This window comes from Micromonospora sp. CA-111912 (assembly GCF_050948415.1).
Taxonomy (GTDB): domain Bacteria; phylum Actinomycetota; class Actinomycetes; order Mycobacteriales; family Micromonosporaceae; genus Micromonospora.
On sequence record NZ_CP192007.1, the window covers coordinates 4402646 to 4421193 of the forward strand.

The window sequence follows — 18548 nt, forward strand, 5'->3', positions numbered from 1 at the left end:
CAGGTTGTCCTTCGTCACGCGGTGCCGCCGGGGCGGCGGGGAGGGATACGTCGGGTCCGGCTGCGGCGGGCGGCGGCCCGCAGCGCGGCGCGGGCCAGTTCCGGTCGGTCGGCCGCGCCGTCGAGGTGGGCGGCGAGGGCCCGGACGGTGGGGTGGCGGAACAGGTCGAGCATCGCGATCGACCGGCCGGTGGCGGCGGTCAGCCGGGCGTGCACGGCGGCCAGGGCGAGCGAGTGCCCGCCGATGTCGAAGAAGTTGTCGGTGACCCCGACCCGGTCACGTTCCAGGACCTCCCGCCAGATGCCGGCGACCAGTTCCTCGGTGTCGGTGAGCGCGTCCGGGCCGGCGGGCAGCGCCACCGTCCGGGCGGGCTCGGCGGTCGCGGCGACGGTCATCGCGCCGAGCTGGGCGGTGCGCACGGTCGGCCGGGGCAGCTCGGCGGCGACCTCGCCGGCCGGCGCGTCGGGGGCGGCGGCCAGCGCACCGACCAGGGTGGCCAGGTCGGCCAGCAGCGCGTCGATCCGGTCGGCGTCGAACAGGTCCGGGTTGTGCACCACCTCGACGCCGAGCCGGCCGGCCCGCTCCGCCACGTAGACGGTGAGGTCGAACGGGGAGCCGGGCTTGGGCACCGGCGCGGGCTCGCCGGTCAGTCCGGTCAGCGCCAGCCGGGGCTGGGTGAAGTTGAGCACGTTGAACAGCACCTGCAACAGCGGCGCCCGGGAGGTGTCCCGGCCGACGCCGAGCGCCTCGACGATCTTCTCCAGCGGCGCGCCGGGGTGGGCGGTGGCGTCGTGCAGCTCGGCCGCGCAGCGGTCGACCAGTTCGGCGAAGCTCGCCCCGCCGGTGCGCACCCTCACCGGCACGGTGTCGATGAAGAACCCGACGACGTCGTCGAACGCGGCCAGCCGCCGGTCGGCGACGATCGCGCCGACGACGTGGTCGTCGCCGCCGGTGAGCCGGCTCAGCAGTTCGCCGAAGCCGGCCAGCAGCACCGCCGCGACGCCCGTGCCGCGCCGCTCGGCCAGCGCCCGCACCGCCCGGTCCGCCTCGGCGGACAGGGTGACCGCGGCCTCCACACCGGCGTACGTCTGCACGGCGGGGCGGGGCCGGTCGCGGGGCAGCTCCAGCACGGTCGGCGCGCCCCGCAGGTGCCCGGCCCACCAGGCCAGGTCGTCGGCGCCGCGCCGACGGTCCCGCTCGGCCCGCCAGACGGCGTAGTCGGCGTACCGGGCGGCCACGGCGGGCAGGGTGGGGGGCGCGCCGGCCACGGCCCGCGCGTACGCGGCGGCGAGGTCGTCGTAGAACACCGCCTCGGACCAGCCGTCGAACACGGCGTGGTGCCAGGTGATCGCGAGCACGTGGGCGGCCGGTCCGAGCCGGTACACGGCAACCTGCCAGGGCGGCCCGGTGGCCAGGTCGAACGCGTGCGCCGCGCCGGCGGCGAGCATTCCGGCCAGCTCCGCCTCCGGGTCCGCCCCGCCGGTCAGGTCGAGCACCGGCACCGCCACGTCGGTGGGTTCCTCGCACACCGCGTACGGCACTCCGGCGGTCTGCGGGATGCGCCAGCGCAGCACGTCGTGTCGCTCGGCCACGGCGCGCAGGGCCGCGCCGAGGGCGGGGACGTCCAGCTCGCCGCGCAGCCGGTGGGCCACCGCGATGTTGTAGGGCGCACTGGACGGGGCGAGCTGGTCGACGAACCACAGCCGGCGCTGCGGCGGGGACAGGGTGGGCGGGTTGCCGGTGGTCAGCCCGTCGCCGGGGTCCGGGGCGGCGGCGGTGATCCGTTCGACGAGGCCGGTCAGGGTGCGGCCGGCGAACACGTCCCGGGTGTCGACGTGCCGGCCCAGCTCGGCCCGGAGCGCGGCGACGAGCCGCATCGCGACGATGGAGTTCCCGCCGGAGGCGAGGAAGTCGGTGTCCGGGCCGGGGGCGGCACCGAGCAGCCGGGTCCAGACCCGCGCCACGGCCCGGGTGACCGGGTCGGCGTCGGCCGGCCCATCGTCGGCCACCGGCGCGGGGCGGGCTGCGGCGGCCAGGGCGCGCAGCGCCGGGCGGTCCAGCTTGCCGGTGATCGCGCTGACCGGCAGCGTGGGCAGGCGCACCGTCCGGGCCGGGCGCATCGCGGCGGTCAGCCGGGGCTCGGCGTACGCGCGCAGCGCCGCGTCGTCGGGGGCGTCGGTGGGGGTGAGGAACGCGACCAGCTCGGCGCCGGCCGGGCCGTCGACGGCCTCGACGGCGACCCGCTCGACGCCGGGCAGCCCGGCAAGGACGCCCTCGACCTCGCCCGGCTCGATGCGCTGCCCGCGGATCTTGACCTGCCGGTCGGTGCGCCCGTGGTAGACGATCCGCCCGTCGGGGGCCTGGGTGACCAGGTCGCCGGTGCGGTACAGCCGCTCCCCGGGCTGCCCGGAGAACGGGTCGGGCACGAACCGCTCGGCGGTCAGGCCGGGCCGGTCGAGGTACCCGTCGGCCAGGCCGGGGCCGCCGATCAGCAGCTCACCGGCCTCCCCCGGCGGCACCGGGCGCAGCTCGGCGTCGACCACATACGCCCGGTGGTTGGGCAGCGGAGCGCCGATCGGCACCGGGTCGGTCTCGGCGGCGGTCAGCTCGCCGCTGACCGCCACCACCGTGGTCTCGGTGGGGCCGTAGCTGTTGATGAAGCGCCGGCCGGGCGCCCAGCGGGCGGCCAGCTCGGCGGGCACGGCCTCGCCGCCGCAGAGCACGGTGCGCCAACCGGTCAGCTCGGCCGGGTCCAGCATGGACAGCACGGTCGGGGTGATGAAGCCCCAGTTCACCTCGTGCTCGGCGACGAACCGGGTCAGCCGGGCCGGGTCGGACCGGTCGTCGGCGCCGAGGAACTGCACCGCGCCGCCGAGCAGCAGCGGGACGAACAGGTCGATGACGGCCGCGTCGAAGCCGAGCGAGGCGATGCCGAGGCTGCGCACCGAGGCGTCCGCACCGGACCGGGCCGCGTAGCCGGTGACGAACTCGACGACGTTGCGGTGGGTGATGAGCACCCCCTTGGGCCGGCCGGTGGAGCCGGAGGTGAACAGCACGTACGCCGGGTCGCCGGGGCGGGCCGGGCAGGGGGCGAGCGGGGCGGGGCCGGGCAGCGCGACGGTCTCCACGCCCGAGACGTCGCCGAACTCGGCCTCGGCGGCGTCGCCGACGACGACCCGCACCCCGGCGTCGGCGGCGATCTCGCGCAGCCGCCGGCGCGGGCCGCCCGGTTCCAGCGGCACGTAGCAGCCGCCGGCGAGCAGCACGCCGAGGACGGTGACCACGAGGTCGGGCCGCCGCTCGCCGCACACCCCGACCCGGCTCTGCCGGCCGACGCCGCGCTCACGCAGCGCGGCGGCCACGCCGGCGGCCCGGCCGACCAGTTCCCGGTAGGTGAGCCGCACGTCCCACTGGCGCACCGCCACCGCATCCGGGGTCCGCGCGGCCTGGGCGGCGATCAGCTCGGCCAGCGTGGCGTCGGGCCAGGGCAGCGGCTCCCCGTGCGCGGCGCTGGTGGACAGGATGTCGGTCACCCGTGTTCTCCCCGGTAGGTGGCTGGATCGGTGATCTGCAGGCGCAGCTCGCTGACGTAGCCGTGCCCGGCCGCGTCGGTGACCCAGGCGTCGGCGGGGGCGGGCAGCAGCTCGCTGACCGTGAGCGAGACGTCCGGGGCGGTCCGGGCGGCGGCGTCGACCATCGCGCACAGCGACTGGGCGTACAGCGGGCCGGTCAGGTCGACGTAGCAGGGCTTGACCTCGGTGCCGACCTTCACGAAGACCCGCTCGGGCAGGCCGAGGCGGTCCCGCCAGCGGCGCACCGCCAGGTACCGCGCGGACTCGCCGGTGACCCCGGCCAGCCCACTCTCGGCGACGGTGGTCCGCCAGGTGCGCCGGGCCACCACCAGCCGGTCGATGGTGATCCGCGGGGTGGCCGGTGCCGGGGCGAGCAGCTTGAAGCTGTCCAGCAGCAGGGCGCCGAGCAGGTTCGCGAAGACCTCCACCAGCGGCCACCGGGCCCCGTCGGGCAGCTCGGCGGTCAGCCGGCCCCCGGTCGCCGCCTCCACCCGCACGGCCGCGGCGGGCACGATCCGCTCGATGTCGGCGCCGCGGGCGGTGTCGATGCCGAGCTGCCGGTCGCCCGGCCCGTCCAGATGCCAGGTGGTGCGGGTGGTCTGCCGGGGGAAGCTCGCCGGGTAGAGCAGCCGCAGCCGCGCCGGCCCCAGATCGGCGTCGACGTCGGCGCGCAGCGCCGTCGGGTCGGGGTGGAACGGGGCGAAGACCGCGCTGTCGAACGGCGTGGTCGCCGGGTGCAGCTCGCCGAGGACGAGCAGGAACTCCCCCCGGTTGAGCGCGTCGACGCTGGGCGCGCTGACCTGCACGTCCGGGCTGTGGATGCGGGCGGTGGGCCAGCCGGGGGCGGCGGCCGGGAAGAGGGCGTCGGCCCGGGCGGCCAGGTCGGCGCTGCTCAGCCGCAGCTCGGGCTGGTCCTCGGCCACGTCGGCGAGCCCGAACAGCTCGGCCCACCGGGCGGTGAAGCCGGCGCTGGCCGCCGCGACCGGGCCGTCCGGGGCGAGGATCAACCCTTGGGCGAGCGACCAGATGTCGGCCAGCCGCACCGGCCCGTCGGCGGCCAGCTCGGCGTGCAGCTCGGCGAGGATCCGCTCGCATCCGGCGCCGATCTCGGCGGTGAGCCAGCGGGCGGCCCGCAGCACGATCGCCAGCGGCGCGGCCAGCTCGTCGAGGACGGCCGAGCCCACGGTGAACTCCAGGTCCCGCGACGTCTCCTCGTAGACCACGGTGCGGCCGGTGTACATCTGCCCGCCGTTGCGGGTGGCCGGCCGGCCGGTGACCGCGGTGAACTCGGCGTTGAGCGCGGCCAGGGCGGCGGCGAGCCGGCCCGGGTCGCCCGCGGCGGCGGCCACCTCGTCCCGGGCGGCCCGGAGCCGGTCGAAGCCGGCCGTCACCTCGGCCCGCACCGCCGGGTCGCCGACCGCCGCGATCCGCTCGGCCAGCACCCGTTCCGCCCGAGGGCTGTTGGGCAGCCCCGCGTCCCAGGTGAGCAGGCCCCGCTCGACCAGCCGGTCGAGCAGCAGGAACCCGTCGGCCGGGCGGCGCAGGCCGGCGTCGCCGCCCGCGCACAGCCGTTCCACCAGGTCCCCGGCCGGGGTGCGGCCGTCGCAGGTGGCCAGCAGCTGGGCCTCCACGGCGGACAGCTCGGTCGGCGGGTGCAGCGGCCGGCGCAGCCGGCGCCCGTCGAGGGCCAGGTGGGGCGGCAACGCCGGGGGCCACCAGCGGCGCACCGCCAGGTCGTCGGCGAGCCGGTCGGCGTACGCCATCAACGCCCACGCCTCGAAGTGGACCTCGCGCCGGGCGGCCAGGCCGGGGCCGGGGGCCAGCCGGGTGTGCGGGCTGTCCGGGTCGAACGTGCCCCAGCAGACCGGCCCGAAGAAGCCGATGGTCTCGGCCTTGCCGCAGTAGCGCTGCCAGTAGCGCAGCACCGCGATCTCCCGCTTGCGGCGGGGCTTGTTGCGGGCGGCGGGGTCGGTGCGCAGCAGCCCGTCGAGGGCGACCAGCATCTCCGGGTTCTGCCAGGTGACCGCCTCGCGCACCAGCGGGTCGGCGCAGATCTCTGCGAGCACGGCGGAGGACCAAGCCAGCGCGGCGGCCAGTTCCTTGTCGTACGCCTCAGCGGGGGCCGCGCCGGCCAGCAGCGCGTCGGCGGCGTCGGCGGCGTCGGGTGCGGCGAACCGGTCGAGGCCGGCGGCGGGGAAGCCGGCGGTGCGCAGCAGCACGTCCCGCCACACCGACCAGCCGGTGTCACCCAGTGGCAGCAGATGGTTCATCGACCGGACCGCCCCTCGTCGTCGACGATGTGCAGCCGCAGTTCGCTGAAGTAGCGCCGGCCAGCGGCATCGGGCACCCAGGCGGCGTCGGGGGTCGGCAGCATCTCGCTGACGGTCAGCGACACCGCGTCCCCGCCGTCCTTGCGGGCCGCGCGGACCATGGCGCTGAACATCGCGGCGTACGCGGGGCTGCCCAGGTCGACGAAGCAGGGCTTGACCTCGGTGCCGAGCTTGACGTACACCAGCTCAGGCAGGCCGAGGTCGCGCCGCCAGCGGCGGACGGCGAGGAACCGGTCCCGCTCGCTGGTGACGTCGGCCAGGCCACACTCCCCCACGGTGGTGCGCCACGTCTGCCGGGCCACCACCAGCCCGTCCAGGGTGATCCGCGGCGTGTACGGGGCGGCGGCGACCAGCTTGAACCCGTCGACCGCATGGGTGCTCAGCAGCCCGGCGAAGACCTCGGTGAGCGGCCAGGAGGCCCCGTCCCGGGCGGTGGCCACGAGCCGACCGTCGTGGTCGCCCACGGTGAGGTCGACGGTGGGCATCACCCGGTCCGGGTCGGCGCCCGGCGCGGCCACGAACCCGAGCTGCCGGTCGGTGGGGCCGGCCAGCGCTTCGGCGGTGCGGCTGCTGGTGCGGGGCCAGTCGATCGGCAGCAGCGGCCGGATCCGCCGCTGGCCCAGGTCAGCGGCGAGCGCCGCGCGCAGCCGCTCCACGTCCGGGTGGGACGGGGTGAACACCTGGCAGTCGAACGACGGCCAGGCGGCGTGCAGCTCGCCGAGCACCACGGTGTAGTCGCCACGGGCCAGCGCGTCGGCGTCGGTGGCGCAGATTTGGAGGTCGGGGCTGTGCAGCCGGCCGCTGGTCCAGTCGCCGGGACGGGCCGGGAACACCTCGGCGACCCGGTCGGCCAGATCGGTGGTGGACAGCCACACCTCCGTGCTGCCCGCAGGCAGGTCGGCCAGGCGGAACAGCCCGGCCCAGCGGGCGGCGAACTCGACGGCCACGGCGTCGACGGGCCGCTCCCCGGTGCCCCAGAACATCCCCTGCGTCAGGAACCACAGGTCGGCCAGCGACACCGGGCCGCCGCCGGCCTCGGCGCGCAGCTCGTCGTGCAGCTCGCGGAACATCGCCCCGTACGCCTGTTCCAGCTCGTCGGCCAGCCAGCGGGCAGCCCGCAGCAGCACGGCGAGCGGGGCGGCCAGGTCGGCCAGCAGCGACGCGCCGAAGACCACGTCGAGGTCGCGGGCGGTGTCCTCGTAGCAGAGGGTGCGCCCGGCGTACATGTGGCCGGCGCGGCGGCGGGCCGGCTGGCCGGTCAGCTCGGTGAACGTCTCGTCGAGCCGGTCGAGGGCGGCGCGCAGGCGGTCGGGGTCGCCCGCTGCGGCGGCCACCTCGTCGCGGGCGCCCCGCAGCCGGTCCAGCCCTTCCCGGGCGGCCCGCCGGACCAGCTCGTCGCCGATGCCGTCGATCCGCGCCAGCAGCCGGTCCTCGGCCTGCGGGCTGACGGGCAGGCCGGCGTCCCAGGTGATCAGCTCCCGCTCGACCAGCCGGTCGAGCAGGGCGTACCCGTCCTCGGCGCGGCGCAGCCCGACGGCCGGGTCGGCGACCAGGTCCCGGGCGGGGCGGTGCCCGTCGGCGGCGGCGAGCAGGGCCGCCTCCACAGGGCTGAGGGTGACCGGGGGGCGGCCGGGCCGCAGCACCGACCGGTCGCGCAGGCTCAGGTGCGGCTGGAGCATCGGCGGCCACCATCGGCGCACCGCGACGTCGGCGCCGATCCGGTCGGCGTACGCCGTCAGCGCCCACGACTCGAACCACACCCAGCGCCGCCGGGTCAGGGCCGGGCCGGGGCGCACCCGGGCGGTCTCGGCCAGCTCCGGGTCGAGGGTGACCCAGCAGCTCGGGCCGAAGAAGCCGACGGTTTCGTTCTTGCCGCAGTAGCGCTGCCAGTACTTCAGCAGGGCCCGCTCGCGGTCCCGGCGGCGCACGTTGCGGGCAGCGTCGGCACCGCCCCGGGCCAGCCCGTCGAGGGCGAGCAGCGCGGTGCGGTTCTGCCAGGTGACGGCCTCCCGCAGCAGCGGGTCGGCGGCCAGCTCGCTGATCCGGCCGGCGGCGGCGGTGAGCGCCTCGGCGAGCTCCTTGTCGAACCGCTCCTCGCCGGCCCCGGTGGCGAGCAGTTCGTCGGCCGCGGCGGCGGCCTGCGGTGCGCCGAGCGCGGTGAGCCCGTCGGCGGGGAAGCCGGTGGTGCGCAGGATCGCGTCGCGCCACACCGACCAGCCGGAGTCGCCCAGCGGCACCCGGTGCCCCGCCGCGTCCGTCGTGATCGCCGCGCCGGCCGCCTGCTGGTCGCCCCTCGAATCAGCCGGGCCGGCCGTCGCCGGGGTGCCGTCCGGGGCCGGTGCGGTCCCGTTCGCGCCGGCGACCCGGACGGCGGTCGTGAGGTCGGCGCGGATCGTCGCGGCCAACTCGGGGAGGCGGTCTTGCAGGAAGAAGTGCCCGCCGTCGATCTCGCGCAGGGTGAACCCGGCGGCGGTGTGCCGTTCCCAGGCGACGCTCTGCGCGTGGCTCACCGCCCGGTCGGACCGCCCGCTGAACGCCACGAGCGGCACCGGCAGCGGCTCGCCCGGGACGTACCGGTAGCTGTCCACCCGGCCGAAGTCCGCGCGCAACAGCGGCAGCAGCAGTTCCACCAGCTCGGGGTGTTCCAGCACGCCGGCCGGCAGCCCGCCGCCGTCGCCGAGCCGGCGCAGCAGCTCGTCGTCGTCCACCCGGGACAGCCCGTCGAAGAGGCTGGCGTCGTCGACGTGCGGGGCCCGCGCGCCGCCCACGTACAGCCGCAGCGGCAGCGGCCCGCCGGTGCGGCGCAGCTCGCGGACCACCTCGAAGCCGACCCGCCCGCCCATCGAGTGGCCGTAGATCGCGTACGGCCGGTCGGCCCGCCCGGCGATCGCGGCGGCGACCTCGGCGACGGTGAAGTTCGGGTCCTCGCTGATCCGGTTCTCCCGGCCGGGCAGTTGCACCGGCAGCACCTCGACGTCGGTGCCGAACTCCCGCTGCCAGTCGCGGAACGCGCTCGCGCCGGCGCCGGCGTAGGGCAGGCAGAACAACCGCACCGGCGCCTGGGGTCGGCTTCCGGCGGAGACGAACCAGTTCACCGCATGCCTCTCTGAGGGGGGTCGATCCAGTACCGCTGGCGCTGGAACGGGTAGGTGGGCAGCCCGGTGCGCCGGACGCTGTCCTCGGGGTGCAGGGCCGTGAGGTCGACGTCCCGCCTGGCCACCCAGTCGGCGGCGAGGTCGCGCAGTTCGCCGGGCGGGCCGGCGACCCGACCGCCGGCGGCGAGCCTGCCGCCCGCCGGGGGCAGGACGCCTGCGGTGGGTGGGGCGCCTGCGGTGGGCGGGGCGTCGGCGGCGAGCAGGGCGTCCAGGCCGGCCAGGGCGTCGGTGAGGTCGCCCGCCACGACCGCCGCCCGGCAGGCGAAGGCCCGGCGGCCGAGCGCGAGGGTGGCGGCCACGTCGGGCAGCGCCGGGGCCGCGCCGGCCAGGTGCCGCCGCAGCCGGTTCAGCGCCGCCCGCAGCGCCGCCGGGGTACGCGCCGACACCGGCAGCAGGTGCTCCGCCGCGTCCGGGGCGGCGGCCGGCTCGACCGGCGGCGGCTGCTCGACGACCACGTGGGCGTTGGTGCCGCCGAGCCCGAACGAGCTGACCCCGGCCACCCGGCGGGCCACCTGCGGCCAATCCCGGGCCTTCGTCGGCACGTGGAACGGGCCGCCGGCGAGGTCGATCTCCGGGTGCGGCCGGGTGAAGTGCAGGTTCGGCGGGATGACACCGTGCTGGACGGCGAGCACCGTCTTGATCAGCCCGGCGATGCCGGCGGCGGCGTCGAGGTGACCGATGTTGGTCTTCACCGAGCCGAGCGCGCAGGACTCGGCGGGGGCGGCTCCCCCGTACACCTCGTGCAGGGCGGCGACCTCCAGGGCGTCGCCCAGCGGGGTGCCGCTGCCGTGCGCCTCGATGAACCGGACCTCGCCGGGGGCGACCTCGGCGGCGGCGAGCGCGCCGGCCACGGCGGCGGACTGCCCGGTGGGGCCGGGCACCGCGAAGCCTGCCCGGTCGGCGCCGTCGTTGGTGACCGCCCAGCCGGGCAGCACCGCGTAGACGCGGTCCCCGTCGGCCTGGGCGTCGGCGAGCCGGCGCAGCGCGACCACCCCGACGCCGGAGCCGAAGCCGGAGCCGTTGGCGGCCTCGTCGAAGGCCCGGCACCGGCCGTCCGGGGAGGCCATCCCGCCGGCGGTGTGCCGGTACCGGGGCCAGGTCACGTTGACCCCGCCGGCCAGGGCGATGTCGCACTGGTAGTCGGCGAGGCTCTGGGCGGCGACGCAGACCGCGACCAGCGAGCTGGAGCAGGCGCTCTGCACGGCCATCGCCGGCCCGGTCAGCCCGAGCCGGTACGCGACCTGGCCGGGCAGGTGGTCGGTGGACTGCCGGCCGACCAGCCGGGCCTCCCAGTCGTCGGGGTCGACGTCGCCGACGACGGCCGGGTTGTCCATGAGGTGGAACAGGAAGTACCGGTTGGCGGAGGTGGCCGAGTACACGCCGACCAGCCCGGGGAACCGCGACGGGTCGTGCCCGGCATCCTCCAGGGCCTCCCACGCGGTCTCCAGGAACAGCCGGTGCTGCGGGTCGGTGCGGGCGGCCTCCTGCGCGCCGAAGGCGAAGAAGGCGGCGTCGAAGTCGGCCACGGCGTCGAGCCGGCCGGTGGCCCGGACGTGCCGGGGGTCGGCGAGCAGCCGTGGGCCGATGCCCAGGTCGGCCAGTTCCTCGTCGGTGTGGTCGTGGATCGCGTCGACCCCGGCGCAGAGGTTCCACCAGAAGGCGCCCAGGTCCTCCGCGCCGGGGAAGCGGCCGGCCATCCCCACCACCGCGATCTCGTCGCCGGTGTACTCGCGGGCGGCGACCGGCGCGGCCGGGGTCGGCCCGGCCGGGGCGCGGTCGGGCACGGGCGGGGCGTCGACGAGGCGGGCCTGCGCCTCGACCGTGGGGTTCTCGAACAGCCGCAGCAGGGGCGGGCGCACCCCGAACCGCTCGGCGAGGCGCTGCTGGACCACGCCGAGCAGCAGCGACTGGCCGCCGACGTCGAAGAAGCTGGCGGTGCGGGCGACCGCCGGGCGGCCCAGCACCGCGCACCAGATGTCGTGCACGGCCCGCTCGGTGGCGGTGGCCGGCTCCTCCCCCGCCGGGACGTCCCGGGCGGGGTCGGGCAGCGCCCGCTCGTCGATCTTCCCGGTGACGGTGAGCGGGAACTCGTCGACCAGCACGACGGCGCGGGGCAGCGCGTACTCCGGCAGCCGCCGGGCGAGGGCGGCACGCAGGGCCGCCGCGTCGAGGGGCCCGCCGGCCGGTCGGGCGTACGCGAGCAGCTCGCCGTCGCGGGCGATGGCGCGGACGGCACCGACGCCGCTCTGGGCGGCGAGGACGGCCTCGATCTCGGTCAGCTCGACCCGGAACCCGCGCACCTTGACCTGCCGGTCGAGCCGGCCGAGGCAGACCAGCTCGCCGCCGGGCAGCCGCGCGCCGAGGTCCCCGGTCCGGTACGACCACACCCCGTCGGGCTCCCGGGTGAACCGGTCGTCGGCCCGGTCGAGATAGCCGGGGGCGACGTGCCGGCCGCGCACCACGATCTCGCCGCCGGCCGGGTTCTCGCCGCTGGCCGGAATCTCGCCGCTGGCCGGGGCGAGGTGCACCTCGTAGCCGGGGAGCGCGGTGCCGATCGGCAGCGGGCCGGTGGCGGCGGGGTCGGCGGCGGCCAGCGGCAGCGCGTACCGGGCGGCGAACGTCATCTCGGTCGCGCCGTAGCCGTTGACCAGCACGCAGCCGGGGGCGAACCGGTCCCGGCCCCGGGCGGCGTCGGCGAAGGTGGCCTGCTCACCGCCGAGCAGCACCGCCCGGACCGCGTCCAGCCGCCGGTCGCCGAGGGCGTCGAGCAGGAACCGGTACACCGTGGGGGTGGAGTGGTAGACGGTGACCCGGTGCCGGACGAGTTGGTCGACGGCGTGGGCGAGGCCGTGCCGGCGCAGGTCGACCGGGACGACGGCGGCGCCGGTGAGCAGCGCCGGATACAGGTCGGGGATGGCCGCGTCGAAGCTGAACGAGGCGAGCAGGCTGAGCCGGTCGTCCGGGCCGACGGCCAGGGTGTCGATCTGGTTGTCGACGACGCGGGCGAGGTTGCGGTGGGTCTGCCCGACTCCCTTGGGCAGCCCGGTCGAGCCGGAGGTGAACAGCACGTACGCCAGCGCGTCCGGGTCGACGACGGTCGGGCGCAGCGGCGCGGGGGCCACCGCGTCGGTGGTCAGCACGGCGGTGCCGGGGCGGTCGGCGGCGAGCCGGGCGGCCAGCTCCCGGTGCTCCGGGGCGGCCAGCGCGGTGCGCACGTCGGCGGCGGCGAGCATGTGCCGCAGCCGGTCGACGGGGAAGCCCGGGTCCAGCGGCACGTACGCGCAGCCGGCGGCGAGCGCGCCGAGGAGCGCCGCGACGGTGGGCACGCCGTGCGGGGTGAGCAGGGCGACGCGGTCGCCGGGGCGGACCCCGGCGGCGGCGAGGAGCGCGGCGTGCCCCCCGGCGGCGGCGGCGAGGTCGGCGTAGCTGACCGCAGGGCCCTCGCCGAGTATCGCCGGACGGGCCGGAACCTCGGCCGCGAGGCGGGCGAATCGATCGATGATGGCGTGTTTTTCCATGTCAGCGGGCGCGGGTCGCGACACCGTCGACGGGCGTGCGGCATCCGGTCACTGTGATCACGATCCCCCCCCAGGACTACACAATGGATGCAGCATATGGGCCTACAACCGGGCTGCAAGATCATCGATTGGAGTCGGACCGAAGAGCCGACGAGGCCCGCCCGGGACGGCTGGCCAGATCCACCCGATCAGTCCTCTAGCGCGTAGAGGATCTTGGATTTACGGGTACCCGCCAGTAATTTTGCGGCCAAAGTCCCTGCTGGCCGGGGGTTTTTCCATCCGGCATGTCCTGAGTGGCAGCTCAGAAGGGCTCGCCGACGGGGGCCGGTGCCGCCGGACGGCAATCGCAACTCAGGTGGAGCTGTCCATAGTGCTGCAATCCGGACGAGGCCTTGCCACATAGATAGATGAATCCCTATCCTCACGGTGGAAAGCGCTTTCCAGGCACCTGCGGATCGTCCCCGACGGGGGGCGATCATCGCGGCACCTGCGGCGACTCTGCCCAGCCGTCGCTGCGCAACCGGTGCTGCCACCGATGCCGCCAGGCCGATTTCGGATCACTGCACCGCGACGGCGGGCATTTCGCCGGGTTCCGCTTCGACCGACACGTACGCAGCAGCGACATCCAGCATTCGAGGACGAAGGTGAGGCGACAATGAGACGACCAGTCGCACTGCGGCTCCAGGCGGCGCTGGCCACAGCGGCCGTCGGGGTCGCGATCGGTGTGGCACTGCCGACACCCCAGGCGTCGGCGGCGGCCGGCAGCGCCACCGGGTACGCGACCCAGAACGGCGGGACCACCGGCGGTGCGGGCGGCCAGACGGTACGGGCCACCACGGGGACCGCGATCCACACGGCCCTGTGCAACCGGACCAGCAGCAGCACCCCGATCATCATCGAGGTCACAGGGACCATCAACCACGGCAACACCAGCAAGGTGTCGGGTGACAGCTGCAACACCGCCGCCGGCGTGATCGAACTCAAGCAGATCAGCAACGTCACGATCATCGGGGTCGGCACCGGAGCCGTCTTCGACCAGCTCGGCATCCACATCCGCGACTCCAGCAACATCATCATCCGGAACGTGACCGTCCGGAACGTCAAGAAGTCGGGCTCGCCCACGTCCAACGGTGGCGACGCCATCGGCATGGAGAGCACCGTCCGCAACGTCTGGGTCGACCACGTCACCCTGGAGGCCTCCGGCGGGGAGTCGGAGGGGTACGACGGCCTGTTCGACATGAAGGACAACGTCCAGTACGTGACCCTGTCCTACAGCACCCTGCGCAACTCCGGCCGAGGCGGCCTGATCGGCTCCAGTGAGAGCGACCGCTCGAACGGCTTCGTCACGTTCCACCACAACCTGTACGAGAACATCGACTCCCGCACGCCCCTGCTGCGCGGCGGCATCGCCCACATCTACAACAACTCCTACGTGAGCCTGCACGAGTCCGGCATCAACTCCCGCGCCGGGGCCAAGGCCAAGGTGGAGAACAACTACTTCAAGAACTCCAAGGACGTCCTGGGCACCTTCTACACCAGCGAGGCCGGCTACTGGCAGGTCAGCGGCAACGTCTTCGACAACGTCACCTGGTCCAGCCCCGGCACCGACAACAACCCCGCCGGCCCCAACCCGCAGTCCAACACCACCGTCAGCATCCCGTACTCCTACAGCCTCGACGGGGCCGGCTGCGTGCCGGACGTCGTCCGCCAGACGGCGGGTGCCAACACGGGCCTGAAGGAGTCCAACGGCAGCTGCTCGCCGCAGACGCCGTCGCCGACGCCGACCACCCCCACGCCGAGGCCAACCACTCCCAATCCGGGACCGACGAACCCCGGCGGGACCAACCTCAGCATCGGTGCCGGCTCCGACGGGTCGAGCAAGGCCAACGGCACGAGCTACGGCAACGTGCGGGACGGCGAGATGAGCACCTACTGGTCGCCCGCCGGCTCGACCGGCTCCATCTCGATCAAGTGGGGCTCCCCCACCACGGTGTCAAGGATCATCATCCGTGAGGCGTCGGGGGCCGTGGGCAACATCGGGTCCTGGCGGGTCACCAACGGCGGGACCGGTGCCGTCCTGACCTCCGGCAGCGGGGCGGGCACCATCACCTTCCCCCCGACAGCGCTCACCAAGGTCACCTTCGAGATCACCAGCTCGACCGGCACACCAAAGGTTGCCGAGTTCGAGACGTACGCCGGATAGCAGTGCGGTCCCGCTGCCCGGCGAGTCCGGCATCCCCCGGACCCGCCGGGCGGCGGCGACCGACCCGGCATCGACGCCGTGGCCTCCGCCCGCCGCCGATCACCCGGGGGCGGGGGCCGTCGGACGCCCCGGAGTCAGGACGGGCGCGTGCGGTACGCCGCCCACATCGCGTGGGTCATCTCGTACTCGACCTCACCCAGTTCCGTGTCCGGCAGCGGGTCGTCCCAGGTCGGGAAGTACGTGCGCACGTACCGCATGCCGACGGCCTCCAGCACGCCCCGGGAGCCGGTGTTCACGGCCATGGTCTGCGCGATCACCCGGCCCTGCCCGACGGTGTCGAAGGCGTGCCGCAGCAGGGCGCGGGACGCCTCGCTGGCCAAGCCCTTCCGCCAGTACCGACGGGCGAGGCGGTAACCGAGTTCCGCGACGGTCGGGTCGTCGGGCTGGTCGGGGCCATGCGCCGGAGGAAGCATCATGAGCCCGACGAACTCGCCCTCGTCCTCGCGGGCCGGGGGCGTCGAGCCACGCGCGCCGCCATCGGACCCGAACGCCATCCAGAAGCCCAGGCCGTCCACCTTGTCGGCCAGGGCAATCCTCCGCGCGTGGGACTCGACCACCTCGTCCCTGGACCGCGCCCGGCCGTAGAGGTAGCGAAGCACCTCCGGGTCGGAGTCGAGCTGGACTTCCGCCTCGATGTGCCGGTCGGCGAGAGGAACCAGCAGGAGGCGGTCGGTGCGCAGGATGGGTTGGGCCACGCGGCAAGAGTCACATGACGGTGCCGGTGATGCGATCCATTTACTGCCGATCTGCGCTGGTTCGTCAGGCGACGGGGCCGATCCTCTTCACGAGGTCGACGAACCCCGCCCAGGCGGGCGGCGCGAAGGCCAGCGTCCCGCCGTCGCGGTCCTTCGTGTCGCGGACGAGGACGATGCCCGCGAGATTGTCGGCTACCTCGACGCACGATCCGCCGTTGTTGCCGCTCTTCGTGCTCTTGCGCCATTGCGCCTGGCTCATGTCCATGATGCCGCCGCCTCCTTGATGAGGTCCAGTGACTGTGCCCGGGAGCGGGCTTCGCCGCGGATCGCTCCCACCTGCGGTATTCCGTCCGCAGCCAAAGGCAGCGCCGGAGTGGTTTTCTTGAGGGTCAGCGCCTGTCGGTCCTTGGCGATTCGTCGAAGGTCAGAGTCAGTGTGCTGCGGTAGGCGTTGGACTCGACGTCTTCTCGTCGTTGGTCGTTCGGTTCGGTGTCGTCCGTCCACACCTTTACCGCCCGGTACGCGAATCCGTCCTGGACTGCCGCCTCGGCCAGGAACGAGACGCTCTGCCCTGGGCTGAGCTGCCGATACCCGTTCGTCGCGATCGCCGAGAAGTGCACCCAGCAACCGCCGGGCACGTCTGGCCCGTCGATGATCCCCCAACCCTCGTCATCGCTGTAGGCCCGCACGATCCCCAAACCTGTCATCTGGTCAGTCTGCCTGCCACTGCCGACGTCGCCGAGGACAAGCGCCGTGTTGACGTGTACCGGAGACAGAGGGGCTCGGTGGGTTGAACTCGCCCCGGTCAGCCCCCCTCGCCGCGGCCGAGGCCCGCCGCCCCCGCCTTCCGGCGACGGTGCCGCCATCTCCTGGAACTCCCGCACGGTGACCGCCTCGCGGAGGGTGGCGAACACGGCCTCCGTCCCGGCGCGGGCAGGGCAGCCGAGGGCCGTTCTGCGTCGGTACGTCAGCCGACGGGGCCGACCCTCTTCGCGAGGTCGACGAACCCCGTCCAGGCGGCCGGTGCGAAAGCCAGCGTCCCGCCGTCGCGGTCCTTCGTGTCGCGGACGAGGACGATGCCCGCAAGATTGTCGGCGACCTCGACACAGTCGCCGCCGTTGGAGCTGCTTCGGGTGCTCTTGCGCCACTGGGCGCGAGTCAGGTCAGCCACGATCTCGCCCTCAAGAAGTCGATGGTCTGGCGGCGTGGAAGCGCCACCGATCGAAGCGTATCCCAGACCAACCAAAGAGCGGCGGTCTCCTTTGTCAACCGCCCCGCAGCCTGGTCGTCCAGGTACGCCACGTCGCCATCATCTGTCGTAGCGATGACGAACGGCCCGGCCTGCCCAGGGTGGATGCCCGCATCCAGCGGCAGTACATGCAGGAGAACGTTGGGCCGCTGCGCCATCGTGACCAGATGGTCCAACTGCGGATGCATGACTTCAGGGTCCCCGCGGCGAAGCGCGAACTCGTCAATGACAGCGATGAAGAGCGGCGGCTTCTTCCGGTCCAGGACAGCCGCCCGGCGGCGCAAGCGCGTCTCGACGTAGTCCGCAACCTCCTCCTGTCCCAGGGGACCGCTACCGAGCACCGTCGAGGCGTAGTCGGGGGTCTGCAACAGACCCGGAATCACGGCTACCTGGAAAGCACGCAAGGCGCTCGCCTGAGCCTCAGTCTCCACCCACGGCCGCAACCACGCGGGTTCGCGCCGTTTCAAAACGTCCGGCCAAACGTCCTCCACCTCTCGCCCAAGCGCGACGGCTGCAGCGGCACGATGGCGCGGGTGGGGGACCCGCCCCGGCGTGACCCACCGTGCGACTGTCTTCGGGTCCACGCCGACCTGGCCGGCAAGACTCTCGACGGTCTGGCCTGCGGCGGTCATCGCTGCCCGTAGTGCGTGATTCATGCTCACCTCTCGCCGGACGTCCTTAACGTCTCCAGAACCTATATCTACGGGGTGTAGTCGTCTACATCCGGAGGGCAAGGTGTTTTCAGGACGGCGCGGGTCGGCTGACAGGTTCCCGGCTCGCGTTTGTCGAGGGGGCCGCCCGGTCCTTCCGCACCGAGCCGAGCAGGCGGCCCCCTCTCCAATCTCGACGGACGAGGGAGAGTCATGTCGTACCGAGGAGGACGTCACCGGGCCTATCGCGGCCGGCACTGCGCGTGCCAGGTGTGCCGGGAGGGCAGGGCCGGAAAGGAGAAGCGCGAGCCGAAGATCGAGCCCGAGCAGAAGCCCGAGCAGAAGCCCGCACGGTACGACCCCCCGCTCGTCGGCCCGATGATCCCGCCGCTGCGAGTACCGCGTAACGACGTGGCGACGCGGGTCGGCCTTACCGGCAAGCCGCGCGGTTGGACGGAGACATGGCGCGCGAACGGGGGCCAGTGGTGAAGTCGACTCCCGCCCCGCTGGCGCTGGAACTGCACTGCGCGGCGGGCCCCCTCTGGCTGTGCGAAGCCGACGGCGAGCCGTTCCCGTGCTCGGTGTGGCGGAATCTGCCGATGGACGACCACCTTCGCGGCGCGCTCCTGGCGGGCTTCACGCTGTTCCTCGGCCCGGCGATCCGCGACCTGCGGGGCCGACCCGAGGGCCCGACCCCGCCCGAGATCGTGAAACGGTTCCTGTGGTTCCTGCCGATCAGCGACGAAGAGGCGCGGGCGACCGCGCTGCGGTACCGCTGATGCACGGCAGCCAGCACCTCCCGATCCGTCCTCTCTGGCTGTGCAGACGCTGCGGGGCCCCCTGGCCGTGCGGCCCGGCGCGGCTGTCGCTGCTGGCCGAGTACCAGGGCAACCGGACGGCCCTGCTGTTCTACCTGGCGATGCTCAAGGAGGAGGCGAACGTTCACCTGACGTCGCTGAACCCGTCGGCCCCGCCACGCGACCTGACCAACCGCTTCCTGTCCTGGGTCCGCGCGCCCCGGTAGCCCTCCCCGACCGCCCGCCCCGGTCCGGTTCCCCTCCCCCGGGACCGGCCCGGGGCGGGCCTCGTTCCGCGCGTACCGGCTCGTCGCGCCGA

General features: G+C 74.6%; 12 protein-coding genes. 3 read left to right on the forward strand and 9 right to left on the reverse strand.

Going from position 1 to position 18548, the window contains the following annotated elements:
- Window positions 1-14 precede the first annotated feature (14 nt).
- The 4 genes from ACQPZO_RS18395 to ACQPZO_RS18410 are packed head-to-tail and all read right to left on the reverse strand — an operon-like array spanning window position 15 to window position 12575.
- Window positions 15-3533: an amino acid adenylation domain-containing protein gene (locus ACQPZO_RS18395; RefSeq protein ID WP_433342577.1), complete on the reverse strand. Its 3519-nt coding sequence runs from the start codon at window positions 3531-3533 to the stop codon at window positions 15-17.
- On the reverse strand, window positions 3530-5842 hold the full coding sequence (locus ACQPZO_RS18400; RefSeq protein ID WP_433342580.1) for a lantibiotic dehydratase: 2313 nt from the start codon (window positions 5840-5842) through the stop codon (window positions 3530-3532). The genes ACQPZO_RS18395 and ACQPZO_RS18400 overlap by 4 nt, the downstream gene beginning before the upstream one ends.
- Window positions 5839-8997, reverse strand: coding sequence for a thioesterase domain-containing protein (locus tag ACQPZO_RS18405; protein WP_433342583.1), 3159 nt, complete (start codon window positions 8995-8997; stop codon window positions 5839-5841). The genes ACQPZO_RS18400 and ACQPZO_RS18405 overlap by 4 nt, the downstream gene beginning before the upstream one ends.
- A complete protein-coding gene (locus tag ACQPZO_RS18410; protein WP_433342585.1) occupies window positions 8994-12575 on the reverse strand; it encodes an amino acid adenylation domain-containing protein in 3582 nt (1193 codons plus the stop codon). The genes ACQPZO_RS18405 and ACQPZO_RS18410 overlap by 4 nt, the downstream gene beginning before the upstream one ends.
- A 655-nt stretch (window positions 12576-13230) precedes the next feature.
- On the opposite strand from ACQPZO_RS18410, the gene ACQPZO_RS18415 reads away from it, so the two are divergent.
- Window positions 13231-14778, forward strand: coding sequence for a pectate lyase family protein (locus ACQPZO_RS18415; RefSeq protein WP_433342587.1), 1548 nt, complete (start codon window positions 13231-13233; stop codon window positions 14776-14778).
- Window positions 14779-14912: 134 nt separating this feature from the next.
- Here the strand turns inward: ACQPZO_RS18415 and ACQPZO_RS18420 are convergent, their stop codons facing one another.
- From ACQPZO_RS18420 to ACQPZO_RS18440, 5 genes are all read right to left on the reverse strand, one after another.
- Entirely contained in the window at window positions 14913-15533 is a 621-nt protein-coding gene (locus ACQPZO_RS18420; protein ID WP_433342589.1) for a GNAT family N-acetyltransferase, read from the reverse strand.
- Between the two features lie 64 nt (window positions 15534-15597).
- The gene (locus tag ACQPZO_RS18425; protein ID WP_433342590.1) at window positions 15598-15798 is read right to left on the reverse strand and encodes a DUF397 domain-containing protein; all 201 of its coding nucleotides are present in this window, start codon (window positions 15796-15798) and stop codon (window positions 15598-15600) included.
- A 124-nt stretch (window positions 15799-15922) separates the two neighbouring features.
- Entirely contained in the window at window positions 15923-16447 is a 525-nt protein-coding gene (locus ACQPZO_RS18430; RefSeq protein ID WP_433342591.1) for a cold shock domain-containing protein, read from the reverse strand.
- A 53-nt stretch (window positions 16448-16500) separates the two neighbouring features.
- Entirely contained in the window at window positions 16501-16695 is a 195-nt protein-coding gene (locus ACQPZO_RS18435) for a DUF397 domain-containing protein (RefSeq protein ID WP_433351070.1), read from the reverse strand.
- Window positions 16692-17438 carry a Scr1 family TA system antitoxin-like transcriptional regulator gene (locus ACQPZO_RS18440; RefSeq protein WP_433351072.1) on the reverse strand — a complete coding sequence of 249 codons (747 nt, stop codon included), beginning with the start codon at window positions 17436-17438 and terminating at the stop codon, window positions 16692-16694. The genes ACQPZO_RS18435 and ACQPZO_RS18440 overlap by 4 nt, the downstream gene beginning before the upstream one ends.
- A 455-nt stretch (window positions 17439-17893) precedes the next feature.
- On the opposite strand from ACQPZO_RS18440, the gene ACQPZO_RS18445 reads away from it, so the two are divergent.
- Together ACQPZO_RS18445 and ACQPZO_RS18450 are read left to right on the forward strand one after the other, a co-directional pair.
- Complete coding sequence (locus ACQPZO_RS18445; protein WP_433342593.1) at window positions 17894-18211, forward strand: hypothetical protein; 318 nt, start codon at window positions 17894-17896, stop codon at window positions 18209-18211.
- The gene (locus ACQPZO_RS18450; protein WP_433342594.1) at window positions 18211-18456 is read left to right on the forward strand and encodes a flavin reductase; all 246 of its coding nucleotides are present in this window, start codon (window positions 18211-18213) and stop codon (window positions 18454-18456) included. Before ACQPZO_RS18445 ends, ACQPZO_RS18450 begins: the two co-directional genes overlap by 1 nt.
- The last annotated feature ends 92 nt before the right edge of the window (window positions 18457-18548 follow it).